The following is a 25,881-nucleotide window of genomic DNA, read 5'->3' on the forward strand; positions in this document are numbered from 1 at the left end:
GAACTGGCCCGGCGAAAGCTGAGCACGTCTTTTAAAAAGGTGGGAGGCTGGCACGGCGACCCGTGCCGGGCTCGTTAGGGCTGCTTCCTTCCGGACCTGACCCGGTTGGCGAGTGGCTCGTCCACCACCAACCTCCCGGGGCCACATATCGGCAATATCGAAAGCAAATGCAAGCCAAGCCTTCAAAAAACTGCTATCACAATGAAAACAAACATGGAGGACACCTTGGAGACATTCCGGCTGGACGACAGACTGGCGCGCGACAGCGTGCTTGTGACGCGTTTGGGACTATGCGAACTGCGTTTGCAAAACGACAACCGCTGGCCCTGGCTGGTGCTGGTGCCGCAGCGAGACGGCGTCAGTGAACTATTCGATCTCACCCCGCTTGATCAGGCCGTGCTGACATTCGAGACCAATCTCGTCGCATCTGCCTTGAAAGAAATCACCGGAGCCACCAAGATCAATGTCGGTGCTTTGGGCAATATCGTCCGGCAGCTTCATGTCCACATTATCGCCCGCAATGAAGGCGACACCTGCTGGCCGGGTCCCATCTGGGGTCACGGAACGCCTGTGCCCTATGCCGCGGGCGAAAAGGAAAGTTTGATGAAAAAAATCTCCGGCGCGCTCTGATGATATCAATGAAAATTTTTGAAACCACTGCCCCCCATCCCGAAGCAAGCCTGCTGACAGCCTTTTCCAAGAACGCCCTCGACCGTTTTGCCGAAAAACGGTCGGAAGAGTGCGTTGCCGATGCGCTGAAAATAGACGGCACCCACATTTTTGCCTTTTCCGGCAACCGGCTTGTCCTGAAGCATGACGAGCAGGTCATCGACCCCCTGTTTTCCGCCTATGAGCTGGCCGAATTGCAGCCGGATTTCGACAATGCTGTCCTGCTCGGATACCGCGAAACCGGCGAGCCGAGAATTGCGGTGCCGGTTGCCGTTGCCGAGGATCAGCTCGCGAGCCACTACAAGCTTGCCGACGCCCGCACGCTTTATCGCGATCATCTTCTCGATGAGGAATTGTTGAGCGAGGTTGCCCAGGCCGTCAGTCTCACCCACTGGAACGCCGACAATCGGTTTTGTGGAAAGTGCGGCGGCACTATGGAGCTGCGTATCGGCGGTTACAAGCGTATCTGCGCCGCCTGCAATCACACGATTTTTCCCCGCACGGACCCCGTCGTCATCATGATGACGATCGATATAGAGCGTGATCTGTGCCTGCTTGGCCGCGGTGCGCATTTTGCACCGGGCATGTATTCGTGCCTTGCCGGTTTTGTGGAGCCGGGGGAAACCATCGAGCAGGCCGTCCGCCGCGAAACGCATGAGGAATCCGGCGTCGAAATCGGCCGCGTGCGTTACCATGCCTCGCAGCCCTGGCCGATGCCGCATACGCTGATGATCGGCTGTTATGCCGAGGCACTGTCTTTCGATATTGCCCGCGATGAGATCGAACTGGAGGATTGCCGCTGGTTCACACGGGCGGAAGTCGCAAAAATGCTGGAGACGGCGACGGGCGAGGGCTTTTCCGCGCCTCCCGGCGGCGCCATCGCGCACCGTCTGATGCGCGACTGGGTGGAATGGACGAAATAATCGCGTTCGGCAGGCTCAACCCTGGTTGAGCTTGCCGCGCATCGCATGGCCCTTGTAGACGCCGAGAATGCGAACTTTTTCGGAGAAGAAGCGCAACTCGTCCAGCGCATGCCGCACCGGCTCGTCATCGGGATGGCCTTCGATATCGGCATAAAACTGCGTCGCCACGAATTTGCCGCCGAGCTGGTAGCTTTCGAGCTTCGTCATGTTGATGCCGTTCGTCGCAAAGCCGCCCATAGCTTTGTAGAGCGCGGCCGGAATATTGCGGACGTTGAAGACAAAGGTGGTGACGACGATTTCGTCGCTCGACTGACGCTTGGCCCAGTTTTCATCGCGGGAAAGCACCACGAAACGCGTGACGTTGTTTTCCGAATCCTCGACGTTTTCAGCGAGAATATCGAGGCCGTAGAGATTGGCGGCAAGGCGCGGCGCAAGTGCCGCCATGCTGCGGTCGCCCTTTTCGGACACGAGCCTTGCGGAGCCCGCCGTATCGCCGGCGATGACGGGCTTCCAGCCGTTCGAACGGATGATTTTCCGGCACTGGCCAAGCGCATGAATGTGGCTGTGGACGGTGCGGATCTCGTCCTTTTTCACGCCCGGCATCACCATCAACTGGAAGCGGATCGGCATGAAATATTCGCCGATGATGTGCAGGCGCGATTCCGGCAGCAGGTGATGAATATCCGCAACGCGGCCAGCCAGTGTGTTTTCAATCGGGATCATGCCGAGATCGGCTTCGCCATTTTCAATGGCGTTGAAGGCATCCTCGAATGTCGGGCACGGCAAAGGCTCCATATCCGGGAACATGTCGCGGCAGGCCATATCGGAATTCGCGCCGAATTCGCCCTGGAAGGCAATGCGATTTGTGCTCAAGGTCATGGGACTGTCCGTTAGAGGGTTCTGCTTGCGAGAATTTTGCGGGCTTTTTCCAGATCGTGCGGCGTGTCGACGCCGAGCGGCACGGAACTGACGATTTCGGCGTCGATGCGCATGCCGGCTTCCAGCGCGCGCAGCTGTTCCAGCCGTTCGCGTTTTTCCAGCGGTGAGGGCGGCAGGCTCACGAATGTCTCCAGCGCGGCGCGGCGATAGGTATAAAGTCCGATGTGATGATAAAGCGGGCCATCGCCATAAGGGGCGGTGGTGCGGGTAAAATAAAGCGCGCGCAATCGCGACTCGGAAAGCGGGCTGCCCACCACTTTCACCACGTTCGGATTGGTTTTTTCTTCCTCGTCGGTGATTTCGACCGTCAGTGTCGCAATATCGACGGCGGCATTTTCCAGCGGCCGCAGCGAAGCGCGGATCGTCTCCGCTTCGATGGTCGGAAGATCGCCCTGGACATTGATGACATATTCCGCCTTGCCATAGGGGTCGGCCTTTTGCAGCGCTTCGAAAATGCGATCCGAGCCAGATTGATGGTCGTCGCGCGTCATCATCACGTCGAAACCGGCATTTTTGACGGCCGAAAACACCTGTTCGTCATCGACGGCTACAACGATTCGCTCTGCGCCGGCCTCGCGCGCGCGCAGCGCCACCTGCACGATCATCGGCTTGCCGCCGATGTCGGCGAGCGGCTTGCCCGGCAGGCGCGTGGATGCCATCCGCGCCGGTATGAGGACGACAGCTTTCTCGAAATCCCGATTCTTCATCCGACACCCTTCAAATCCCGCCCGAAAAGTGTCAAAACGTCACGGTGTGGGGAGCATTATTCAAGTTGCGCAGGCTGTGCAAAAGCCATAGCTTTCGAGCAATTTCAAGATGCCCGTTATATCAAGCGGATGCGAGGGAGCGCATATAGATGAATTCTTATGTAAATATGGGCGTTGGGGCGTTGCTTGGCACGGTTTTCGTCCTGATGTCGGTGTCGATTGCGTCTGAGGGCATTTTCCATGCGCCCGCGCCCGAAAAGGAAGGTTACGCCATTGCTGCGGCAGAGGGTGGCGGCGAAGCAGCCGGCGGAGAAGCCGCTGCCGCGGCGACGCCGATCGCGCAATTGCTTGCGAGCGCCGATGCCGCCAAGGGCGAGACGGTCTTCAAGAAGTGTACGAGCTGTCATACCGGAGAGAGTGGTGGTGCAAACAAGGTCGGCCCCAATCTCTTCGATATCGTCAACCGGCCGATCGCCAGCCATGAAGGTTTCAGCTACTCCGCAGGGATGAAGGATTTCTCCAAGGGCGGTTCCGTGCATTGGGATTACGATCATCTCAGCTTCTTCCTGGAAGCTCCCAAGAAACACGTTCCCGGCACGGCCATGGGCTTTGCGGGCGTGAAGAAGGAGACGGAACGCGCCGATCTCATCGCTTATCTGCGCACGCTGTCGGCAAACCCGGCGCCGCTTCCGGATCCCGCTGCGGCTCCCGCGCCAACAAACTGATTGTCATGATGATCTCATGAAAAAAGCCCGGCAGCGATGCCGGGCTTTTTATTTTACAGCCCCGGATTGCGGCTGCGGCAATGGCGCCTGAAAAATCAGAACCCCTTACCGCCGCGCAATTCGGAAATCACCGTTCCGACCATGATCTTGATATCCAGCCAGAGCGAAAAATTGTCGACGTAATAAAGATCGGAGACGATGCGGGCGCGCGCCTTGTCGCTGCGATCCGTCGGGCCGCGCAATCCCCGCATCTGGGCAAGGCCGGTAATGCCCGGCCGCACCCGGTGCCGCATATGGTAGTGCGGCACCAGCTCCTCATAAAGACGGCCGGCCGCCAGCATGCCGATGGCATGGCAGCGGGGCCCGACCAGCGACATATCGCCTTTCAGCACATTCAGAAGCTGCGGTAGTTCGTCGATATTCGTGCGGCGAAGAACCGCGCCGATCCGGGTTATTCTGGGGTCGTTCTTTACCGTTTGCGCCACACCGGTGGCGTCGCAAAGATCGGTCCTCATGGAGCGGAATTTATAGACACGGATTTTCCGCCCGTTCATGCCCCAGCGGACCTGTGAAAACAGGACCGGTCCCCTGCTGTCGAGTTTGACCATTACTGCCACGGTGAGCAGCACCGGCGCGAGTGCGACAAGGGCGATGGACGCCCCTGCGATGTCCATCGTTCTTTTGAGCGCGAACTGGCCGCGCAGGAATGCGGAGACGGTTTTTTCCGAAGAGGAAGGTTGCGTTTCCGGCGATTCGAAAGTGGTGGCTGCGGAATAGGAGGCACCGTAAAAAACGGCATGCGATGAGCCTTTAGTACCCAGCATAATATAAAGCCCTGAAAAGTTATTTTGATAGAAGAAAATTAATTATATGAACGATTAATAATTCATTTACCGTAAAAAGTCATCCGAAATGTAACCGCCCCCGCGCAAATGGCAATCTACGGTTAATGCGACTGCACGCGGATGTTGCAGGGTCGGCATCCTCTCCGCTCGTGGCTGCGGGTACGGCCTGTCGCATGGAACCAAATCCTGCAAAATCGGGAGTTTTCATGCAGTGCTGGCGAAATCGCCAGCGGCCCTGAGACAAGCGCCTTTCGACCACTCTAAGCCGTCAGTTTCCCATCAGAATATCGAGCAGGGTCGTCTGCTTCGGTCCGGATGGCGCCTGACCGCCGATATCGGCGGGTGGTACAGGCCCGTTGTCGGCTGAATAGCCGGGTTCGATATCGCGGGAAGGGATATTTGCCGGCGGCATCGGTGCACCGGGCTGATTCGGATTCGGCGCAACCGGGGCTTCGGGATAGGCGCGCGTATCCACCGTTCCACCGCCGAGCGCATTGGAAATGATATCGCCGATGGAGGAGGGCGCGCTTTCCGGCGCCGGCTGCTGCATTTCCCCAAGCGGCGGCACGCCGCCTGCGCCAAGCCCGAAGAGCGGTGAGGGCGAAAGCCCCGAATGGGCGGCGGTCATGAAATCTTTCCAGGCCTTTGCGGGAAGCCCGCCGCCGGTGACCTTCTTCATCGACGTGCCGTCGTCATTGCCGAACCACACGCCGGTGGTCAGGTTGCTTGTGTAGCCGACAAAAAGGGCGTCGCGGAAGGATTGCGTCGTGCCGGATTTTCCTGCCGCCTGCCAGCCCTGCAGCCGTGCCGCCTTGCCGGTGCCTTCGGTAATGACGCGCGACAGCATGCTGTTCATGGTCGCGGCGATCTCTTCGCTCAGGACGCGCGGCGGGTTGTCGTATTTGTTTTCGTAAAGAACCTTGCCATCCGCATCGGTGATGCGTTTGACGATATGCGGCGTCGCCTTGTAGCCGCCATTCATGAAGGGGGCGTAGGAGGCCGTCAGCTCCATCAGCGATACTTCCGAGGTGCCGAGCGCGATGGAGGCATTGTTCTGCAGCTCGGATTCGATACCCATGCGATGCGCCACCTGGGTCACACGATCCGGACCCACTTCCATCACCAGCTGCGCGGCAATGGTGTTCAGCGAATTGGCGAGCGCGGTGGCGAGCGTCACTTCGCCTCGATATTTCTTCTCGTAATTTTCCGGGGTCCAGTTGCCGATACGAACAGGCGCGTCGTTACGAACGGTATAGGGAGTGAGCCCGGATTCGAGTGCGGCGACGTAAACGAAGGGCTTGAATGCGGAGCCGGGTTGCCGTTTTGCCTTGGCGGCGCGGTTGAACTGGCTTTCGGCATAATCCGCCCCGCCCACCACGGCCCGGATCGCGCCCGTGCCATCGATGGAAACCAGCGCCGCCTGCGAAGCGCCCTGCTTCTTGCCGTCACCCTGCAGCACGTGGGTCAGCGCCTTTTCGGCATCGCGCTCGAGATTAGGGTCGATGGTCGTATCGACGACGATGTCCTGCTTGACCTCGCTGACGAGGTTGCGCACTTCCTCCAGCACCATATCGGCGGCGTAATGTTCGGCGCCGGACCAGAAACGTTTCGCCTTGGTCGGCGGCTGCGACATGGCGGTCTTGATTTCATCGTCGGTGATGAAGCCGACATCGCGCATGGATTGCAGCACGACCTGCGCCCGCTCTTCCGCCGCCTGCGGATCGCGCGCCGGCGAGAGGCGCGAGGGCGCTTTAAGAAGCCCGGCCAGCATGGCCGCCTCGCCCAGATTGACGTCGCGCGCGGATTTGTTGAAGTAGCGCCGCGAGGCCGCCTCGACGCCATAGGCGTTGGAGCCGAAATAGACGCGATTGAGATACATCGCGAGAATCTGGTCCTTGGTGAATTTATGCTCCAGCCAGAAGGACAGCAGCACTTCCTGAACCTTGCGTTCCAGCGTGCGATCCGGCGAGAGGAACAGGTTTTTCGCGAGTTGCTGCGTCAGCGTCGAACCGCCCTGCACGGTTCGTCCCGTCAGCACATTCGTGACGATGGCGCGTCCCAGACCGAGCGGATCGACCCCGAAATGCGAATAAAACCGCCGGTCCTCAATCGCCATGACGGCCTGCGGAATATAGGGCGACATATCTTCCAGCGCGAGCGCCTCGCCGCCGGTGGTGCCGCGATTGGCCAGTACGCTGCCATTCACCGAAACGATCTTCACATTCGGCGGGCGTTCGGGAATGGACCAGCTGCTGGCGCTGGGCATGCGTGCGCCGTAATAGAGAACGAGACCGGCAACACCGATGCCGCCCCAGATGCCAAGTACGATGCACCAATAGACGAGGGAGCGAATGAAGCCCGTCGCGCCGCGGCCGGAACTGCGGGTGCGCTTTTCTTTTTTCCTGGATTTGGTGCGGTCGGATGTCGGCTTCGGTTTTCTGGCTTGCTGCTTTGTGGTTCCGCTGATGCGCTCGCTGGCGTCGAGGCGCAGGTCATCACCGGATTCGTGGAAATCCCCGAAGGAGGGTTCTACCCGTTCGCGTGATTTACCCTTGCCTGCCATCCAGCCGAAGTCGCTCCTATTCGCGAAACCGCGCGCATCCCGTTTGGGTTTCAGGCTTCTATGCCTGCGCGATCCTTAATCCAGGATGAAGAGTTTAAATGCGGCAATTTAAGGCGGGGTTAAGTCCTGGCCGGATCAAATCGGCGTCATTGGCAGACGTCGACCCATTCCGCATCCGTCAGCTCGGCCATCACCTCCGGCGAAATCTTCACCGCCGCATTGGTGGCGCCGGCCGCGGGAACGACCTCATGATAGTTTTTCAGGGAGACGTCGCAAAACACCGGAAGCGGGGAAGGCAGGCCGAAAGGGCACACGCCGCCGATGGGATGGCTGGTCACCGCAACCACCTCTTCCGGTCCGAGCATGCGCGGCTTTGCGCCGAAATGATCGCGGAATTTGCGGTTGTCGAGCCGCTTCGTGCCGGCGGCGACGACGAGAAGAATGGTTTCACCCGCCTTGAGGCAAATGGTTTTCGCAATCTGGTCGGGGTCGACACCATGCGCTTCAGCGGCCAGCGCAACCGTCGCCGAACTCGTTTCGGTTTCGATCACGGCAACCCCGGGCGACTTTTCGGTGAAAAAGGCTCTGACGGATTCGATAGACATGCGTATTTATTAGGCGTTACGCGGAGAAGCTTCAAGTCACCTCGAAACAGCTATGCATTATGCGCAATGCTGCGCTGCGATGAAACGTCTGTTTTTTAAGCGGCGATCCTGTATCTTCAAATCATCGAAGCGACGCACTCCTCCTCCCAGCGTCGCCCGATTGGACTGACAATACTCCTCCTCCCAATTGTCAGTCAGTTTCAAGAACCCGGCGCACCTCCTCCCGCGCCGGGTTTTTGCTTTTTGGCGTTCCTGTTGTCTGGCTCCCTGCTGAACCCTGACAAGATGGTCGTGTTCAAAGAAACTTGACTTTCAGCCCCTTCCAACCTAGGTACTTCGCCATCGATATTTGTTTGACGACCAGAGCTTCGGCGTCTTTTTAGACGCTCACGACGATCTTTTCCTTCAAATTCGACCCAAGTCCGCACTGCTCGCAGTGCAAATACAATTGCCAACGGAAGGAAATCGTTATGGCGACTGGTACAGTAAAGTGGTTCAACGCAACCAAGGGCTACGGCTTCATTCAGCCTGACGACGGTTCGCAGGACGTATTCGTTCACATCTCCGCTGTTGAGCGCGCTGGTCTGACCGCCCTCAACGACGGCCAGAAGCTCTCCTACGAGCTGATGCAGGATCGTCGCTCGGGCAAGATGTCCGCAGGCAACCTCGTTGCTGCCTGATAAGCGCTTTGGCCCTAAAGGGTCATTCGCATGAATGGAAAGGCCGGATTTTTCCGGCCTTTTTCTTTTGCAGGAAGGGGCTGGACCGGTTGCCCTTGAAAAAGCCGGGTCACATACCAATATAGGGTTCAACAGTGCTCCGGACCGGAATTGCCGGGAATGGCGCTTTTAAAAGTGCCACTGCTGTTGTGTTAACCAAAGATTAACCAAAGCAGCCGATCCTGAGCCGGAAAGCAGCGTCGATATCTTTGACGCGCTCTGGAGCATCAGACCGTTTGAACGCTTTGACCACGGATGTACTGGCATTGACGGAAAACGGATGGAAAGGTCGGGCTTGCCCGGCCTTTTTGTTTTAGGTGACGAGGAGGTGCCGAATATTCGGTGCCTCCTCCTTTTTCTGGATTATTTCGCCGCGAGTGCGTCGAGAATACGGACCCAGGAGCGAATGCCCTTGTGGAAGGACTGCAGGTCGTATTTTTCATTCGGCGAATGAATACGGTCATCGGTAAGTCCGAAGCCGACAAGCAGCGAATCCATTCCCAGCATCTTCTGGAAATCGCCGACGATAGGGATCGAGCCTCCCATGCCGATGACGACGGCAGGTTTCGGCCACTCCTCCGAAAGCGCGTTTTTGGCTTTGGTCAGCACGGGCGAGTCGTAGGACAGCTGGATGGCGGGTGAACCGCCATGTTCGTGGAACTCCACGGAGCAATCGGCGGGAATCTTCGAGCGCACATAGGCCCGGAAGCTTTCACGAATGGCCGCAGGATCCTGCTCGCCGACGAGGCGGAAGGACACCTTGGCGGAGGCCTTGGCGGCGATCACGGTCTTGAAACCATCGCCGGTATAGCCGCCGATAATGCCGTTGACTTCCGCCGTTGGCCGCGCCCAGGTCTGCTCCAGCACGGAGCGGCCCTTTTCGCCCGAGGGAACCGAAAGGCCGACTTCGCCGAGGAAGGCTTCGGCCGTGCGGCCCAGCGTTTCCCAGGAGGCCTTGATGTTGGCTGGGGTTTCTTCCACGCCGTCATAAAAGCCTGAAAGAGTTACCCGGCCGGTCTCGTCATGCAGACCAGCGAGAATATCGGTGAGGATATGGATGGGGTTTGCCGCCGCCCCACCGAACAGACCGGAATGCAGATCGCGGTCGGCCGCGGTGATGACGACTTCCTCACCGACCAGGCCGCGAAGGGCTGCGGCAATGGCGGGTGTATCCCGGTCCCACATGCCGGTATCGCAGACCAGCGCATAATCGGCCTTCAGTTCTTCCGCATTGGCTTCGAGGAAAGGCTTCAGCGACGGTGAGCCGGATTCCTCTTCGCCTTCAAAAAGAATGGTGACGCGCACCGGCAGGCCGCCATTGACAGCCTTGTACGCCCGGCAGGCTTCCACGAAGGTCATCAGCTGGCCCTTGTCGTCCGCCGTTCCGCGTCCGGTAATCACCTGTCGGCCGGCGCCGATATCCTTGACGGCGGGTTCGAACGGATCGTTTTCCCAGAGCTCAAGCGGATCGACCGGCTGGACGTCATAATGGCCGTAGAAAAGCACATGCGGCGCGTCCTTGGTGGCTGCATCGTGATGCGCCACGACCATGGGGTGGCCGGCGGTATCGCGCACGGAGGCCGCAAAGCCGAGCGCTGAAAGCGTTCTGACCAGCCACTCCGCCGCCTTGCGGCATTCCGCCTTGTAAGCGGGGTCCGTCGAAATCGACGGAATGCGTACAAGCTCGAACAGTCGCTCAAGGCTGGAGGTGAGATTATCGTCGGCGGTGGAAAGAATGGGGGAAACGTCTGTCATCGCTGATCCTGTCATGTCTGTCGTGACCCGGCGATAAGACGAAACATCCGGGCATCGCGCATCGCGGGAAACAAGGGGGCCGGCGCGTCGTGAATCGGCAAACGCGCGGCCGCTGGAACGATAGAGCAGTTCAGGGAAAGTGCGAAGCGGTTTCGGGCTGTAAATGCTATTTCGCTTTTTTGGCGCTTTCGATCGCCCGGCGCATATATTCCAGCAGAAGCTGTCTCTCGAAACGCCGGAAATCCTTGAGCAGCGCGTCTTCGGTGGCTTCGGAGGCGGCAATGGCGTTGGCTTCCAGATCCCTGCCGCGCTGGGTCAGTTCGATGATCTGGGCACGGCGGTCGCTGGGATGGGATTTGCGGACGATCAGCCCGTCGCGTTCCATGCGCGAGAGCGTATTGGCGAGCGTCGCCTGTTCGACATCGATTCTATCGAGCAATTGTCTCTGGGTCAGGCCGTCCTCATGCCAGAGTTCGATGAGGATGGGGAATTGTCCGGGCGAGAAACCCAGGGCGGCGGCTCTTTTCTGCAGCGCCATGGTGAATTCGCGCGCCATTTTCGAAGCGAGATAGATTGCCGATTCGTCCCGGGAAAAACCCATTTTTCCGCCCATAAAGCATCACGGCCGGCTCAGCCCGGCAATTCGATAGCGCGATATATATCGCATGATATGTTTAAGCCAGCCCGAAACGGAGCATAAAATAAAACCGCCATGGCCGGGAGGGGTCGGCCATGGCGGTCATATTGGAGGACAAAGGCCCGGAGAGGGGGAAAGGCCTTTGTCCGGTCTGACGCGGCGGGGGACGAGCCAGCTATCAGACTACGGCGTGATCAGGCGCCGTCCCTTATGAAATGTGTCTGCAAATGCGGCTTTTCAAGGGAAGGGCGGATTACAAATCGGTAACGTTCAGGTGAATTTTGAAGGCCTGTGCTACCGCCTCATTCCCCGCTCTTTACGGTGCGTTGTGCGAAGTTTCGGTAGACGTCAAAACGGCCCCGCGCTATCCATGCTACCCATGAAAAAAGGCGATCATCTCTTCCTCGTTGACGGTTCCGGTTTCATTTTCCGGGCCTTCCATGCAATCCCGCCGCTGAACCGCAAGTCGGACGGGCTGCCGGTCAACGCCGTCTCCGGCTTCTGCAACATGTTGTGGAAGCTGCTGAAGGATGCGCGCAATACCGATGTCGGCGTGACGCCGACCCATTTTGCGGTGATTTTCGACTATTCGTCGAAGACCTTCCGCAACGAACTTTATGATCTCTACAAGGCCAACCGCACCGCGCCGCCCGAAGATCTGGTGCCGCAATTCGGTCTGATCCGTGAGGCGACGCGCGCCTTCAACCTTCCCTGCATCGAGACGGAAGGCTTCGAGGCGGACGATATCATCGCCACCTATGCCCGGCAGGCCGAGGCGATCGGCGCCGATGTCACCATTATCTCCTCCGACAAGGATCTGATGCAGCTCGTTACGGCCAATGTACATATGTACGACGCCATGAAGGACAAGCAGATCGGCATTCCGGACGTTGTCGAAAAGTGGGGCGTGGGCCCCGAAAAGATGATCGACCTGCAGGCGATGACCGGCGATTCCACCGATAATGTTCCGGGCATTCCGGGCATCGGGCCGAAGACGGCGGCGCAATTGCTGGAGGAATACGGCGATCTCGATACGCTGCTGGCGCGGGCAGGCGAAATCAAGCAGCAGAAGCGCCGGGAAAATATCATCGCCAATGCGGAGCTTGCCCGTCTTTCCAGACAGCTCGTGGCGCTCAGAACCGATGTGCCACTGGATCAGTCTCTCGAAGCGCTGGTGCTCGAACCGCAGAATGGGCCGAAACTGATCGCCTTCCTGAAGGCGATGGAGTTCACGACGCTGACACGCCGGGTGGCCGAGGCGACCGAAACCGACGCTTCCGCCATCGACCCTGCCAATGTGCCGGTACAATGGGGTGCCGATGCCCATGGTCCCGATCTCGATGCGCCGGCCGCTGTCGTGAACGCTGGCGAAGTGGCCACTAGCGCCGCCGGCGCTACGGCTTTGCCTGCCGCTCCGGCAAGGAAAGTAACGGGGGAGGGCAGCGCACCCGCTGACCTCGCCACAGCGCGACAGGCGCTTTTTTCCGCCGCCAAGATCGATACGACCGCCTATCTGACGATCAGGGACCTTGCGACGCTCGACCGCTGGATCGCGGCGGCCCGGGAGACAGGCGTTGTCGCCTTCGATACGGAAACGACCTCGCTCGACCCGATGCAGGCGGAACTTGTCGGTTTTTCTCTGGCCATTGCCGATAATGGCAAGGATGCCACGGGCACCGATATCCGGGCCGCTTATGTTCCTTTGACGCACAAGACCGGTTCCGGCGGCGATCTCTTCAGCGATGGCATCAAACTGGCCGAAGGGCAGGTGCCCTTTGCCGAGGCGCTGGCGCGCCTGAAGGACCTGCTCGAGGACGAAGCCGTTCTGAAGGTCGCCCAGAACCTGAAATATGACTATCTGCTGATGAAACGCCACGGCGTCGTCATGCAGAGCTTCGACGACACGATGCTGATTTCTTATGTCCTCGAGGCCGGCAAGGCCACGCATGGCATGGATTCGCTGTCCGAACGCTGGCTCGGCCACACGCCGATCGCCTATAAGGACGTGGCGGGATCGGGCAAGTCGAGCGTCACCTTCGATTTTGTCGATATCGACAAGGCGACCGCTTATGCTGCGGAAGATGCCGATGTCACCCTGCGGCTCTGGATGGCGCTGAAGCCGAGGCTTGTCTCGGAACGGCTGACCAGGGTTTATGAGCGGCTGGAGCGCCCCCTCGTGCCGGTTCTGGCGCATATGGAAGAGCGCGGCATCACCGTCGACCGGCAGATTCTCTCGCGTCTTTCCGGCGAACTCGCCCAGAAGGCCGCGTCCTTCGAAGAGGAAATCTACGAGCTGGCGGGCGAGCGTTTCAACATCGGCTCGCCAAAGCAGCTCGGCGATATTCTGTTTGGCAAGATGGGCCTGCCGGGCGGTTCCAAAACCAAGACCGGGCAATGGTCGACATCGGCGCAGGTTCTCGAAGATCTCGCGGCGGAAGGCGCCGAACTGCCGCGCAAGATCGTCGACTGGCGGCAGCTGACGAAGCTGAAATCGACCTATACGGATGCGCTGCCCGGATATATCCATCCCGAGACGAAACGGGTGCATACTTCCTATGCGCTCGCCTCCACCACCACGGGGCGTCTGTCCTCCTCGGAGCCGAACCTTCAGAACATCCCGGTTCGCACCGCCGAAGGCCGCAAGATCCGCACGGCTTTCATCTCCACGCCCGGTCACAAGCTTCTGTCGGCCGATTACAGCCAGATCGAACTGCGCGTGCTGGCCCATGTCGCCGATATTCCGCAGCTTCGCAACGCCTTTGAAAACGGCATCGACATTCACGCCATGACGGCGTCGGAAATGTTCGGTGTGCCGGTGGAAGGCATGCCGTCGGAAGTACGTCGCCGTGCGAAGGCCATCAACTTCGGCATCATCTACGGCATTTCCGCCTTTGGTCTCGCTAACCAGCTCAGCATCGCCCGCTCCGAAGCCGGCGACTATATCAAGAAATATTTCGAGCGCTTTCCCGGCATTCGCGACTACATGGAGGCAACCAAAGCCTTCGCCCGCGAAAACGGTTATGTCGAAACGATTTTCGGCCGCCGCGCCCATTATCCGGAAATCCGCTCTTCCAACCCTTCGGTAAAAGCCTTCAACGAGCGCGCGGCCATCAACGCGCCGATCCAGGGCTCGGCCGCCGATATCATCCGCCGGGCGATGGTTCGTATCGAGCCTGCGCTGGAGGCGGAAAAGCTTTCCGCCCGCATGCTTTTGCAGGTGCACGACGAACTCATCTTCGAAGTCGAGGATGCGGAAATCGAAAAGACCTTGCCGGTCGTCGTCTCCGTTATGGAAAACGCGGCCATGCCCGCGATTTCCATGAAGGTGCCGCTGAAAGTGGATGCCCGCGCGGCTGACAATTGGGATGAGGCGCACTGACTGGCGAGCCGGCTTTCTGTGAATTCCGGGACATGAACCACTTCAACGAGCGTGTCGTTTTCGATAAGATGTGAGCCGTGATTTGCGATGCATGAGGGTGGCTTGCCGCGCTGATTCCTTTGAATCGGAAAAAATGTGCGTCAGGGCTGGTCAAAGCCCGTTTGGGCATGTATAAGCGCGCCAAATTTCCGATATCGAGACATCCGACATTCGGCCTTTGGTTCTGGCCGGTTCCGTTGTTTCGCCGCTTAAGTGGAGTAACAAAAATGGCTGTACCAAAAAGAAAAACAAGCCCGTCCAAGCGCGGTATGCGCCGCTCGGCTGACGGTCTCAAGTCTGCGACCTACGTTGAAGACAAGAACTCCGGCGAACTGCGCCGTCCGCACCATATCGATCTGAAGACCGGTATGTATCGCGGCCGTCAGGTTCTGACGCCGAAGGAAAGCGCATAAGCTTTTCTGAAATCATCTTTGCAAAAAACCGGTCCTCGTGGCCGGTTTTTTGTTTTCAGGACCGTCCACCTGCCTTTTCCGCTCACTTGGAAAATTCGGCCACTCCTCCTACACTCTTTCAGGGAGAGCAGGTTTCGACGCCTGCAACAGGAGGGGAGCTTCGGTGAAATATCGCTGGATTTTATTGATGCTTCTCAGCCTCGGTCTCGGTTATGGCGCCGTGACGAGAGGTGGCGGTATCATCGCGGAAAGCTATTTCGGCGAAATGTCCGAGCAGGGCCGCACGACGCTGCGGCTGGCCGTTTCCGCCCTCGGCGGGCTTTTGAACCGTTACGAGCCGCTGCCGGCCCTGATTGCCGATCACGACGATATTGAGGAACTGGTCGCACATCCCAAGGATGCCGAACTGCGCCAGCGCGCCAATATCTACCTCAAATCCATCAACACCCTGCTGGAATCCTCCGATATCTACATCATCACGCTGGACGGGGAGACGATCGCCGCCAGCAACTATGATGGTCCGACAAGTTTCGTCGGTGAGAATTTCAGCTACCGTCCCTATTTTCAGGATGCCGCCAAAGGCTTTCAGTCACGCTTCTTCGCGCTTGGCACCACCTCCCACAAGCGTGGCTATTATTTTTCAGCGCCCATTCTCTTCAACGAGGAGATCAAGGGCGTCATCGTCTTCAAGGTCGATATTGAAGGCATAGAAGCGTCATTCGGCGATGGCGAGAACCGAATTCTGGTATCGGACCCGGAAGGCATCATCTTCATGACCGGAACGCCGCAATGGCTTTATTCCGGCCTGATGCCGCTGACACCCGAAAGGCTGGCGCGAACCGAGGCTTCCCGCCGCTACGCCAATGCCACCCTTAAGGAATTGCCCCTGAAAAACGGCAATTTCGGTTCGCATCAGCTGATGACCATCAGCCAGGATGACGGTGAAAGGGAGTATATGGTCCTGTCGCAGCCGATGCCGGACGCGGGCTGGACAGTCAGCGTGCTGATGGACACGGGTTCGCTCCGAACGCAGGTAAAGACGGCGATGATAGCCATCATCCTCTGCCTGTGTCTTGCTGCCGCCCTCATCGCCGCCATGCTGCAAAGGCGTCGTCGTCTGCGGGAGCGCCTGACGCATCAGGCGGAGGCGCAGGCGGAACTGGAACGCCGGGTGGAGGAGCGCACGGCCGATCTGGCGCGGGTCAATCAGGAGATCGAGCACGAAATCGCCGAACGCCGCCAGACGGAAAAACAATTGCGCAAGATGCAGAACGATCTGGTGCAGGCGGGCAAGCTCGCAGCGCTCGGGCAGATGTCGGCAGCGTTGTCGCATGAGTTCAACCAGCCGCTTGCAGCCGCCAAGAATTACGCCGAAAACGCCTCGCTTCTCGTGGAGCGGGGACGGCTGGAGGAGGTGACGGAAAACCTCAGGCGCATTTCGGGCCTTATCGATCGCATGGCCTCCATCAGCAAGCATCTCAGGAATTTCGCCCGCAAGCCCAATGAAAAAATGGCCGCGGTAAGTCTGGAAGCCGTCCTTCGCGATACGCTCGAAATCGTCGGTGCGCGCCTGAAGGCCGCCGATGCGGTGCTGGATGTGGATCTCGGTCGGGTGCCGCTTGCCGTGAAGGCCGGCCCGGTGCGGCTGCAGCAGGTGCTCGTCAACATCATCTCCAATGCTGCCGATGCGGTGGAGGGGCGCGAGGATCGCCGCATTGCGCTGAGGGCCTTGCAGCATGGCCAGTCGGTGTCGATTTTCATTCGTGATCGCGGTCCGGGCGTGCCGGCGGCGATTTCAGAACGCATTTTCGATCCCTTCTTCACCACCAAGGGTGTGGGGCGCGGCCTCGGTCTTGGCCTGTCCATCTCCTATAACATCATCAAGGATTTTGGCGGCCAGCTCCGCGTCAGAAACCATGAAGATGGCGGGGCGGAGTTCGAGATCGAATTGCCAGCCGCCGCCTGGCGCGTGGAGGCGGCTGCGGAATGACCATGTCGCGGGTTCTGTTGATCGACGATGAGGAAGAGCTGCGCTTTTCCACCGCGCAGGCGCTGGAGCTTTCCGGTTTTGCCGTCACCATGCTCGCAAGCGCAGAACATGCACTCGAACTCATCGGCTACAGCTTCGACGGTGTCGTGGTCAGCGACATCAGGATGCCGGGCATGGATGGCATGACGCTGCTGCAGAAGGTGCGGGAGCTCGATCCTGAAATACCTGTCATCCTGATGACGGGCCATGGCGATGTGCAGCTCGCCGTCAACGCCATGCGCAATGGCGCCTATGATTTCATCGAAAAGCCGTTCACGCCGCAATATCTCGCCGGCATCATCAAAAGGGCGAATGACCGGCGGGCACTGGTACTGGAAAACCGCCGCCTCAAGGCGGTAGCGGGCAAGCATGACGATCTCGAAACGCGTCTGCCCGGCAGAACCCAGATCATGGTCGATCTGCGGTATCGTATCCGCGCCATTGGCGCGACGGACGCCGATACGCTGATCGTCGGTGACACGGGCGCGGGCAAGGAGGTCGTGGCGCGGGCGCTTCACGATATCAGCGCCAGAGCCAACCGGCCCTTCGTGGCGATCAATTGCGCCGCCCTTCCGCAGACACTGATTGAAAGTGAACTATTCGGCCATGAGGCCGGTGCGTTTCCCGGAGCGCTGCGCCCGCGCTACGGCAAGTTCGAACATGCTCGCGGCGGCACCATATTGCTGGATGAGATCGGCTCCATGCCCTTCGAATTGCAGGGCCGATTCCTGCGTGTCCTGCAGGAAAGGGTGATTACCCGTCTCGGCTCGAATGAAACGGTCGAACTCGATGTCCGTTTCATCGCCACCAGCAAGGTCGATCTGGAACAGGAAGTCGCGGCTGGCCGGTTCCGTGCCGATCTTCTTTATCGGCTCAACGTGGCGACACTTCTCGTGCCATCGCTCTCACAGCGCAGCGCAGATATACCGCTACTTTTCCTGCATCTCGTGCGGGAAGCCGCTGCCCGTTACGGGCGGGAAGACACGGAGGTGCCGCAAAGTCTGCTTTCGGCCGTCTCCCTGCGCGAGTGGCCGGGCAATGTGCGTGAATTGCGCAATGCCGCAGACCGCTTCGTTCTCGGTCTGGAAAGCGATGTTTCCGAAGCTTCGCTGTCGTTTCAGGATGACGGAAAAGCGGCCCTTTCCGCACGGGTTGCGGCTTATGAAAAAAGCCTGATCGCACATGCAATCGCCGCACATGGCGGAAATCTGAAATCCGTTTATGAGAATCTCGGCATTTCGCGCAAAACGCTCTATGAAAAAATGCAGAAATACGGGCTGCACCGGCACATGACCGAGGTCTGATGGGTGGATTTCCACCCATGGATGAGCCCCTATGGGTAGAAATCCACCCATTGCCGTCCGGGATAACAATAAAAGCGCACCTCACAACAAGACCGCCATTGCTGAACGGTGATCCCGGATCGCAAATATCTCACCCCGGTCGCCATGGAGGAGCATGCGCGGCTGAAGTGGCGAAACATTTTCATCCGGGAGGAATCGATGAAAATACTGAAGACAGTCACCGGCCTTGCTGCCGCCGCTGCCGTTTCCCTTTTTGCGCTGTCCGCATCCGCTCAGAACTATCCCGAGCGCAACATCACCATGGTCGTGCCCTTTGCCGCCGGCGGCCCGACGGATACGGTCGCGCGTCTTGTCGCTGAATCCATGTCGAAGGACCTAGGCCAGCAGATCATCGTTGAAAATGTCGGTGGCGCAGGCGGTACGCTGGGTGCTGGTCGTGTGGCATCGTCCGATCCGGACGGCTACACCGTTCTTCTCCACCATATCGGCATGGCGACAAGCGCCACGCTCTACCGCAAGCTCGCTTATGACACGCTGAACGCCTTCGAATATGTCGGCCTGGTCACCGAAGTGCCGATGACCATCCTGTCGCGCAAGAACCTCGAGACGACGGATCTGAAAGGTCTGATCGAATACGCCAAGGCGAACAAGGACAAGGTCACCGTCGCCAATGCCGGCATCGGCGCTGCCTCTCATCTGTGCGGCATGCTGTTCATGAGCGCCATCGAAACCCCGCTCGTCACTGTTCCCTATAAGGGCACCGGTCCGGCCATGACCGATCTGCTCGGCGGCCAGGTTGACATCATGTGCGACCAGACCACCAACACCACCAAGCAGATCCAGGGCGGAACCGTGAAAGCCTATGCCGTGACCACGGCCAAGCGGCTGGACGTGCTGCCGGATGTGCCGACTGTTGTTGAAGCTGGCCTGCCGAAGCTTGAAGTGGGTATCTGGCACGGCATCTATACGCCGAAGGGCACGCCTGCGGAAATCAACGAAAAGCTCTCCAAGTCGCTGCAGGTCGCGCTGAAGGACAAGAATGTCGCGGCTCGTTTTGCCGAACTCGGCACCACGCCCTCCTCGGAAAGCGATGCGACGCCTGCGGCGCTGAAGGCCAAGCTTGAAAGCGAAATCGCGCGCTGGAAGCCGGTGATCGAAGCTGCCGGCCAATATGCCGACTGATGAACGCGGAATGACCGGCGGTGTCTCGCCGCCGGTCGACCGTGATCATTTTAACAGACGGACCGGTGTGATGCCGGCCGCGGTGGAGAGGCATCTTTCATGAAGTCGTTATTTAATGACCCTGCCGAGGCAGTCTGCGGGGCAATTTTCATGGGACTTGGCGTCTTTTTCGCCTTGCAGTCTTATGGGCTGGAGATCGGAACCGCTTTTCGCATGGGGCCGGGCTATTTCCCGCTCGTGTTGGCAATCATCCTGATCCTGCTCGGTGGCGTCATATTTCTGCGCTCAGCCCGCCCGGCCGGAGAAGGTATCGGAGCAATCGCCTGGCGGGGCATATTCTTCATCCTGCCCGCGCCGATCTTCTTCGGTTTCACTGTCCGGGGTCTAGGTTTCGTTCCGGCGCTTTTTTTCAGCGCCCTTATCGCAGCCTTCGCCTCGCACAAGATGAGCCCGCTCATGGCGGTCATTCTTTCCGCGGCCATCACGGTCTTTTCCGTCGCTGTTTTCAACTACGGTCTCGGCCTGCCGTTCCAGCGCTTCGGCCCCTGGCTTAAATTTTGAGGTGCCGTGATGGATTTGCTCGATAATCTCGCTCTCGGTTTCGTCACGGCATCTTCGCTGGCAAACCTGTTCTTCTGCCTGATCGGCGTGCTGCTCGGCACCCTGATCGGTGTGCTGCCCGGCATCGGCGCGACGGCGACCATCGCCATGCTGCTGCCGATTACCTTCCAGCTTGAGCCTGTCTCGTCTCTGATCATGCTCGCCGGCATTTATTACGGCGCGCAATATGGCGGCTCGACCACGGCTATCCTGATCAATATGCCCGGCGAATCGTCATCTGCCGTCACCGCCATCGATGGTTACCAGATGGCGCGCAAGGGCAAGGCGGGCGCCGCACTCGCCATTGCCGCCATCGGCTCGTTCTTTGCCGGCACGGTTTCCACCTTCCTCGTGGCGATCTTCGCGCCGCCCCTGACGGCGATTGCGCTGGAATTCGGCGCGGCGGAATATTTTTCGCTGATGGTCGTCGGCCTCGTTTCATCCATTGCGCTTGCCCATGGCTCCATCGTCAAGGCGCTGGCCATGGTCGTGCTGGGCCTGCTGCTGGGTTTGGTGGGCACCGATATCTATAGCGGTACACCGCGTTTCACCCTCGGCATCCGCGAATATGCCGACGGTCTGAACTTCGTGGCTGTGGCCGTCGGCGTCTTCGGTATCGCCGAAATCCTGCGCAATCTCGAAAACGAGCGCACCCGTTCGGTGCTGATCGCCAAGGTCAGCGGGCTGATGCCGACACGGGAGGATTTCAGGAAAATGATCGCCCCGGTGCTGCGCGGCACGGTCATTGGTTCCGCTCTCGGCATTCTTCCGGGCGGCGGCGCGATCCTTGCGGCCTTCGCTTCCTATACCGTGGAAAAACGCGTCTCCAAGAACCCGGAGGAATTCGGGCATGGTGCGGTTGCCGGCGTGGCCGGTCCGGAATCCGCCAACAATGCCGGCGCGCAGACCTCCTTCATCCCGCTGCTCACGCTCGGCATTCCCGCCAATCCGGTGATGGCGCTGATGATCGGCGCGATGATCATTCAGGGTATCGTGCCGGGTCCGAACGTCGCAACCGAACAGCCGGCGCTGTTCTGGGGCATCATCGCCTCCATGTGGATCGGCAACCTGATGCTCGTCATCCTGAACCTGCCGCTGATCGGGCTGTGGGTGAAGCTTCTGACGGTGCCCTATTATGTGCTGTTCCCCATCATCATGGCTTTCTGCGCCATCGGGGTCTACAGCGTCAATTCCAACGTCTTCGATCTCTATGCCGTCGCCTTCTTCGGCTTCATCGGTTACGTGCTGGTGAAATTGCGCTGCGAGCCGGCGCCGCTGCTCCTGGGCTTCGTGCTTGGGCCGCTGCTGGAGGAGAACCTGCGCCGCGCCATGATCCTGTCGCGCGGCGATCCGACCACCTTCGTCACCCGGCCGATCAGCGCCACTCTGCTTTTCATTGCTCTGGCCGTGCTGATCGTCGTCTTCCTGCCCAGCGTGAAGAAGAAGCGCGAAGAGGTTTTCGTAGAAGAAGACTGAGGAATGCCAAGAACTCGGATGCCGGCGATGGAAACATCGCCGGCTTTTTCCGTTTCTGGATTGCCATGACGAATTCGCTTCACCAAAGCGACATATGGTTGACTCAGGCGCTTTTAGGCCCAAGGAAGGGCTGGAAAGAGAGGTCGATATGACGTCGGAAACCGAAAAACGGATCATCGCGCTCGAGGAGACGGCCGCGCATCAGGCGAAGGTGATAGAGGAGCTCTCCGATCAGCTGGCGGAACAGTGGAAGGTGGTGGAGCAGACCCGCGCCAAGCTCGACCGCCTGACGGAGAGGTTCCTGAGCCTGGAGGAGCAATCGCTGGACGCGCCCGCGATCACTCGACCGCCGCATTATTGACAGGGAAGAGCCAATGAAAAACGACACCGCCGCGCTGGCCGCCGATATCGTCGATTTCTGGAAGAAAGCCGGACCGGACAAGTGGTTCGACAAGGATGCCGCCTTCGACAACCACTTTCACGACCGTTTCCGTGATGCCCATTTTGCAGCAGCACGGCGTGAGCTGGACGACTGGCTGGAGGGCGCGGAAAGCAGTCTCGCGCTGATGCTTCTGCTGGATCAGTTTCCGCGCAACTGCTTTCGCGGCACCGCTCACATGTATGCAACCGACCCGCTGGCACGGCTCTTTGCCGACGAGGCCATTCGCCGTGGCCACGATCGGGCGATGGGCGGGGATTTGCGCGTTTTCTTCTATCTGCCCTTTTCCCATGCGGAAGATATCAAGGCCCAGCGGCGCGCCTGCGACCTGAACCAGCCGCTTGGCGGGCTTTATCTTCACCATGCCGAAGAACATCGCGATATCGTCGAGCGTTTCGGCCGCTTTCCGCATCGCAACCACATATTGCTGCGGGAAACGACGCCGGCGGAACGGCAATATCTGGATGAAGGCGGCTTTTCCGGCTGAGCCGGAAACGAAAACGCCGCCAGTCCCGAAGGGTGGCGGCGTTCTAAAGGCATGGGAGCGGCGACAGTCAGCCGTCGAAGAATTCCTTCATCCGGGCGAAGAAGCCCGTCGATTCCGGATTATTCTCCTTGGAGGAGAGCTGCTCGAACTCCTGCAACAGCTCGCGCTGACGCTTGCTGAGTTTCTGCGGCGTTTCGATCTGGATCTGGATATAGAGGTCGCCCGTCTGTGCCGAACGCAGCACCGGCATGCCCTTACCCTTCAGACGGAACTGCTTGCCCGGCTGGGTTCCTTCCGGAACCGTAACGCGCGACTTGGTGCCATCGAGCGTCGTGACATCGAAAGTGCCGCCAAGTGCCGCCGTGGTCATGGAAATCGGTACGGTGCAATAAAGGTCGGCGCCGTCGCGCTGGAAGAATTCATGCGGACGCACGGACAGGAAGATATAGAGATCGCCCGCCGGGCCGCCACGCATGCCGGCCTCGCCTTCGCCCTGCAGGCGAATGCGGGTACCGTCCTCGATGCCCGAGGGAATGTTGACGGAAAGCGAACGCTCTTCGGTTACACGGCCCTGACCGTGGCACTTGCCGCAGGGATCGGAGATCGTCTGCCCGCGACCATGGCAGGTGGGGCAGGTGCGCTCCACCGAGAAGAAGCCCTGCGCCGCACGCACGCGGCCGGAACCCTGACAGGTCGTGCAGGTCTTCGGCTGCGTGCCGGGCTTTGCACCCGAGCCGGAACAGACATCGCAGGTGATCGAGGTCGGAACCCTGATCTGCGCCGTCTTGCCGGTGAAGGCCTCTTCCAGCGTGATTTCCATGTTGTAGCGAAGGTCGGCGCCGCGCTCGCGTCCGCCGGAAGAGCGGCGCGCACGGCCGCCGCCCATCATCTCGCCGAAGATGTCTTCGAAAATATCCGAGAAGCCGCCATTGGCGAAACCGCCGCCGCCAAAGCCGCCACCGCCGCCCATGCCGCCATTTTCAAATGCGGCGTGGCCGAAACGGTCATAGGCCGCGCGCTTCTGCGGGTCCTTCAGCGTTTCATAGGCTTCGTTGATTTCCTTGAATTTCCGTTCGGAATCGGCATCGTCCGGGTTCTTGTCCGGATGGTATTTCATCGCGAGTTTGCGGAAGGCGCTTTTCAGCTCTTTTTCGTCCGCGGTCTTGCTGACGCCAAGTGTTTCGTAAAAGTCTGCTTTCGCCATTAAGTTAACAAGCCCCGCAAATGGATTTCCGGCTGCACGTCGGCAGCCGGATGTCTTGCATATGGTGTGAGGAGTCGGGAAGTCGCGCTATTATGCGGACTTCTTATCGTCCTTGATTTCTTCATAGTCGGCATCGACGACGTCATCCTTGCCTTCTGCGGAAGCATCACCGGCCTCGGCCTGCTGTGCCTCGTAGATGGCCTGACCGAGCTTCATGGAAACTTCCATGAGGGTCTGGGTCTTGGCCTGAATGTCGTCTGCATCCGGCTCAGCGGCTTCGACGGCGGTCTTCAGGCTGGCAATGGCGTCTTCGATCGCCTTGCGGTCGGTCTCGGAAACCTTGTCGCCATATTCCTTCACCGACTTTTCGGTGGAGTGGATGAGGCTTTCAGCCTGGTTCTTGGCTTCCACACCCGCACGACGCTTCTTGTCGGCTTCGGCATTGGCTTCGGCGTCCTTCACCATCTTCTCGATGTCGGCGTCGGAGAGACCGCCGGAAGCCTGGATGCGGATCTGCTGTTCCTTGCCGGTGCCCTTGTCTTTCGCCGAAACCTGCACGATGCCATTGGCGTCGATATCGAAGGTAACTTCGATCTGCGGAACGCCACGCGGCGACGGCGGCAGGCCAACGAGGTCGAACTGGCCGAGCAGCTTGTTGTCCTGCGCCATTTCGCGCTCGCCCTGCGAAACGCGGATGGTCACGGCCGACTGGTTGTCTTCAGCGGTCGAGAAGGTCTGGCTCTTCTTCGTCGGGATCGTCGTGTTGCGATCGATCAGACGGGTGAAGACGCCACCCAGCGTTTCGATGCCGAGCGACAGCGGGGTCACGTCGAGCAGCAGAACGTCCTTGACGTCACCCTGCAGAACGCCGGCCTGAATGGCGGCGCCCATGGCGACCACTTCATCCGGGTTCACGCCCTTGTGCGGCTCCTTGCCGAACAGCTGCTTGACGACTTCCTGCACCTTTGGCATGCGGCTCATGCCACCGACGAGAACGACTTCATCGATCTCGGAAGCGGAAACGCCGGCATCCTTGAGTGCTGCCTTGCACGGTGCGACGGTGCGCTGCACCAGATCGTCGACCAGGCTTTCGAACTTGGCGCGGGTCAGCTTCAGCGTCAGGTGCTTCGGACCGGAAGCATCGGCCGTGATGAACGGCAGGTTGATTTCGGTCTGCTGCGAGGACGAAAGTTCGATCTTTGCCTTTTCCGCAGCTTCCTTGAGGCGCTGCAGGGCGAGCTTGTCGTTCTTCAGGTCTATGCCCTGATCCTTCTTGAACTCGCCGGCCAGATATTCGACCAGACGCATGTCAAAGTCTTCACCGCCAAGGAAGGTATCGCCATTGGTGGACTTCACTTCGAAGACGCCGTCGCCGATTTCCAGAACGGAAATATCGAAGGTGCCGCCGCCAAGGTCGTAAACGGCAATCGTCTTGCCGTCCTTCTTGTCGAGGCCATAGGCAAGTGCTGCCGCAGTCGGCTCGTTGATGATGCGCAGAACATCCAGACCGGCAATGCGGCCGGCATCCTTGGTTGCCTGACGCTGGGCGTCGTTGAAGTAGGCAGGAACCGTGATGACGGCCTTCTCGACCTTTTCACCGAGATAGGATTCAGCCGTTTCCTTCATCTTCTGAAGGATCATCGCGGAAATCTGCGAAGGGGAATAGGGCTTGTCCTGCGCCTTCACCCATGCGTCGCCATTGTCACCCTTGACGATTTCAAAGGGGACCAGAGCCTTGTCCTTTTCGACGGTCGGGTCTTCATAACGGCGGCCGATGAGGCGCTTGACCGCAAACAGGGTGTTGGTCGGGTTGGTGACCGCCTGGCGCTTGGCCGGCTGGCCGACAAGGCGTTCGCCATCGTCGGAAAATGCCACCATGGACGGCGTGGTACGCGCGCCTTCCGCGTTTTCAATTACTTTCGTGTCCTTGCCGTCCATCACTGCAACGCAGGAATTGGTCGTGCCAAGGTCGATACCGATTACTTTTGCCATGCTCTTCTCTCCTTGAAGCGAGCTGTCGGAACCCCGTGAGGCATTCTTGTGGCAGCTCCTTGACTTGGATTTGCAGTATTTGCTGCAGTTCTGCGGCGTATATAAGGAGCGATTTTTCCTGCTGCAAGGCGCAAGAGAGGGGGAAGCGCAGCAAAAAAGCGCAAGAAACCCCTGTCTGTGCAGAAGCATAGCCATCACGGCTTGCGGAAGAGGGAAAACGCGACTTGTGTGCTACACGGCGCCGTCGGTC

22 protein-coding genes and 1 other RNA gene are annotated in these 25,881 nt (G+C 59.3%); 13 read left to right on the plus strand and 10 right to left on the minus strand.

The window, feature by feature from the left end; genetic code table 11:
• Positions 1-39: 39 nt before the first annotated feature.
• Positions 40-136, minus strand: an RNA gene (gene ffs, locus ACQZ5K_RS00180) — signal recognition particle sRNA small type.
• 65 nt (positions 137-201) lie between these two features.
• Here ffs and ACQZ5K_RS00185 point away from each other — a divergent pair.
• Both ACQZ5K_RS00185 and nudC read left to right on the plus strand, forming a co-directional pair.
• Positions 202-630 (plus strand): HIT domain-containing protein, encoded by a 429-nt coding sequence (locus tag ACQZ5K_RS00185; RefSeq protein WP_065654787.1) that lies wholly within the window; start codon positions 202-204, stop codon positions 628-630.
• Positions 630-1,592: an NAD(+) diphosphatase gene (gene nudC, locus ACQZ5K_RS00190; RefSeq protein ID WP_080852882.1), complete on the plus strand. Its 963-nt coding sequence runs from the start codon at positions 630-632 to the stop codon at positions 1,590-1,592. The genes ACQZ5K_RS00185 and nudC overlap by 1 nt, the downstream gene beginning before the upstream one ends.
• A gap of 15 nt (positions 1,593-1,607) precedes the next feature.
• On the opposite strand, the gene ACQZ5K_RS00195 is transcribed toward nudC, so the two are convergent.
• Together ACQZ5K_RS00195 and ACQZ5K_RS00200 are read right to left on the minus strand one after the other, a co-directional pair.
• Positions 1,608-2,471: a prephenate dehydratase gene (locus tag ACQZ5K_RS00195; RefSeq protein ID WP_003524315.1), complete on the minus strand. Its 864-nt coding sequence runs from the start codon at positions 2,469-2,471 to the stop codon at positions 1,608-1,610.
• Positions 2,472-2,482: 11 nt separating this feature from the next.
• On the minus strand, positions 2,483-3,238 hold the full coding sequence (locus ACQZ5K_RS00200) for a 3-deoxy-manno-octulosonate cytidylyltransferase (RefSeq protein ID WP_059758939.1): 756 nt from the start codon (positions 3,236-3,238) through the stop codon (positions 2,483-2,485).
• Between the two features lie 149 nt (positions 3,239-3,387).
• Here ACQZ5K_RS00200 and ACQZ5K_RS00205 point away from each other — a divergent pair, with 149 nt between their 5' ends.
• Positions 3,388-3,963 (plus strand): c-type cytochrome, encoded by a 576-nt coding sequence (locus ACQZ5K_RS00205; RefSeq protein WP_059758943.1) that lies wholly within the window; start codon positions 3,388-3,390, stop codon positions 3,961-3,963.
• Positions 3,964-4,058: 95 nt separating this feature from the next.
• Here ACQZ5K_RS00205 and ACQZ5K_RS00210 read toward each other — a convergent pair whose 3' ends face one another.
• The 3 genes from ACQZ5K_RS00210 to ACQZ5K_RS00220 form a co-directional block, all read right to left on the minus strand.
• Positions 4,059-4,787 (minus strand): sugar transferase, encoded by a 729-nt coding sequence (locus tag ACQZ5K_RS00210; RefSeq protein WP_137452537.1) that lies wholly within the window; start codon positions 4,785-4,787, stop codon positions 4,059-4,061.
• A gap of 289 nt (positions 4,788-5,076) precedes the next feature.
• Positions 5,077-7,371, minus strand: coding sequence for a transglycosylase domain-containing protein (locus ACQZ5K_RS00215; RefSeq protein ID WP_448739343.1), 2,295 nt, complete (start codon positions 7,369-7,371; stop codon positions 5,077-5,079).
• A 146-nt stretch (positions 7,372-7,517) separates the two neighbouring features.
• The gene (locus ACQZ5K_RS00220) at positions 7,518-7,976 is read right to left on the minus strand and encodes a YbaK/EbsC family protein (protein WP_448739344.1); all 459 of its coding nucleotides are present in this window, start codon (positions 7,974-7,976) and stop codon (positions 7,518-7,520) included.
• 470 nt (positions 7,977-8,446) lie between these two features.
• On the opposite strand from ACQZ5K_RS00220, the gene ACQZ5K_RS00225 reads away from it, so the two are divergent.
• Complete coding sequence (locus ACQZ5K_RS00225; RefSeq protein ID WP_003492998.1) at positions 8,447-8,656, plus strand: cold-shock protein; 210 nt, start codon at positions 8,447-8,449, stop codon at positions 8,654-8,656.
• A 402-nt stretch (positions 8,657-9,058) separates the two neighbouring features.
• Here the strand turns inward: ACQZ5K_RS00225 and ACQZ5K_RS00230 are convergent, their stop codons facing one another.
• Both ACQZ5K_RS00230 and ACQZ5K_RS00235 read right to left on the minus strand, forming a co-directional pair.
• A complete protein-coding gene (locus ACQZ5K_RS00230) occupies positions 9,059-10,450 on the minus strand; it encodes a dipeptidase (protein ID WP_448739345.1) in 1,392 nt (463 codons plus the stop codon).
• Between the two features lie 166 nt (positions 10,451-10,616).
• Positions 10,617-11,051 (minus strand): MarR family winged helix-turn-helix transcriptional regulator, encoded by a 435-nt coding sequence (locus ACQZ5K_RS00235; protein WP_035259662.1) that lies wholly within the window; start codon positions 11,049-11,051, stop codon positions 10,617-10,619.
• A gap of 415 nt (positions 11,052-11,466) precedes the next feature.
• On the opposite strand from ACQZ5K_RS00235, the gene polA reads away from it, so the two are divergent.
• From polA to ACQZ5K_RS00280, 9 genes are all read left to right on the plus strand, one after another.
• On the plus strand, positions 11,467-14,466 hold the full coding sequence (gene polA, locus ACQZ5K_RS00240) for a DNA polymerase I (protein ID WP_448739346.1): 3,000 nt from the start codon (positions 11,467-11,469) through the stop codon (positions 14,464-14,466).
• 266 nt (positions 14,467-14,732) lie between these two features.
• Complete coding sequence (rpmF, locus tag ACQZ5K_RS00245) at positions 14,733-14,918, plus strand: 50S ribosomal protein L32 (RefSeq protein ID WP_003507205.1); 186 nt, start codon at positions 14,733-14,735, stop codon at positions 14,916-14,918.
• Between the two features lie 187 nt (positions 14,919-15,105).
• Positions 15,106-16,908 (plus strand): sensor histidine kinase, encoded by a 1,803-nt coding sequence (locus ACQZ5K_RS00250; RefSeq protein WP_448739347.1) that lies wholly within the window; start codon positions 15,106-15,108, stop codon positions 16,906-16,908.
• Entirely contained in the window at positions 16,905-18,251 is a 1,347-nt protein-coding gene (locus ACQZ5K_RS00255; RefSeq protein WP_448739348.1) for a sigma-54-dependent transcriptional regulator, read from the plus strand. The genes ACQZ5K_RS00250 and ACQZ5K_RS00255 overlap by 4 nt, the downstream gene beginning before the upstream one ends.
• A gap of 198 nt (positions 18,252-18,449) precedes the next feature.
• The gene (locus tag ACQZ5K_RS00260) at positions 18,450-19,433 is read left to right on the plus strand and encodes a tripartite tricarboxylate transporter substrate-binding protein (RefSeq protein WP_003524332.1); all 984 of its coding nucleotides are present in this window, start codon (positions 18,450-18,452) and stop codon (positions 19,431-19,433) included.
• Positions 19,434-19,532: 99 nt separating this feature from the next.
• Positions 19,533-19,994 carry a tripartite tricarboxylate transporter TctB family protein gene (locus ACQZ5K_RS00265; protein ID WP_035240376.1) on the plus strand — a complete coding sequence of 154 codons (462 nt, stop codon included), beginning with the start codon at positions 19,533-19,535 and terminating at the stop codon, positions 19,992-19,994.
• A 9-nt stretch (positions 19,995-20,003) separates the two neighbouring features.
• On the plus strand, positions 20,004-21,509 hold the full coding sequence (locus ACQZ5K_RS00270) for a tripartite tricarboxylate transporter permease (RefSeq protein WP_059758961.1): 1,506 nt from the start codon (positions 20,004-20,006) through the stop codon (positions 21,507-21,509).
• Positions 21,510-21,657: 148 nt separating this feature from the next.
• Positions 21,658-21,870 (plus strand): SlyX family protein, encoded by a 213-nt coding sequence (locus tag ACQZ5K_RS00275; RefSeq protein ID WP_059759493.1) that lies wholly within the window; start codon positions 21,658-21,660, stop codon positions 21,868-21,870.
• Between the two features lie 13 nt (positions 21,871-21,883).
• Complete coding sequence (locus ACQZ5K_RS00280) at positions 21,884-22,435, plus strand: DUF924 family protein (protein ID WP_448739349.1); 552 nt, start codon at positions 21,884-21,886, stop codon at positions 22,433-22,435.
• 67 nt (positions 22,436-22,502) lie between these two features.
• Here the strand turns inward: ACQZ5K_RS00280 and dnaJ are convergent, their stop codons facing one another.
• Both dnaJ and dnaK read right to left on the minus strand, forming a co-directional pair.
• Positions 22,503-23,639: a molecular chaperone DnaJ gene (gene dnaJ, locus ACQZ5K_RS00285; protein WP_448739350.1), complete on the minus strand. Its 1,137-nt coding sequence runs from the start codon at positions 23,637-23,639 to the stop codon at positions 22,503-22,505.
• A gap of 90 nt (positions 23,640-23,729) precedes the next feature.
• Positions 23,730-25,631, minus strand: a complete 1,902-nt coding sequence (dnaK, locus tag ACQZ5K_RS00290; protein WP_448739351.1) for a molecular chaperone DnaK — start codon at positions 25,629-25,631, stop codon at positions 23,730-23,732.
• Positions 25,632-25,881 lie beyond the last annotated feature (250 nt).

The sequence above is a fragment of the Agrobacterium sp. 22-226-1 genome (genome assembly GCF_053522345.1).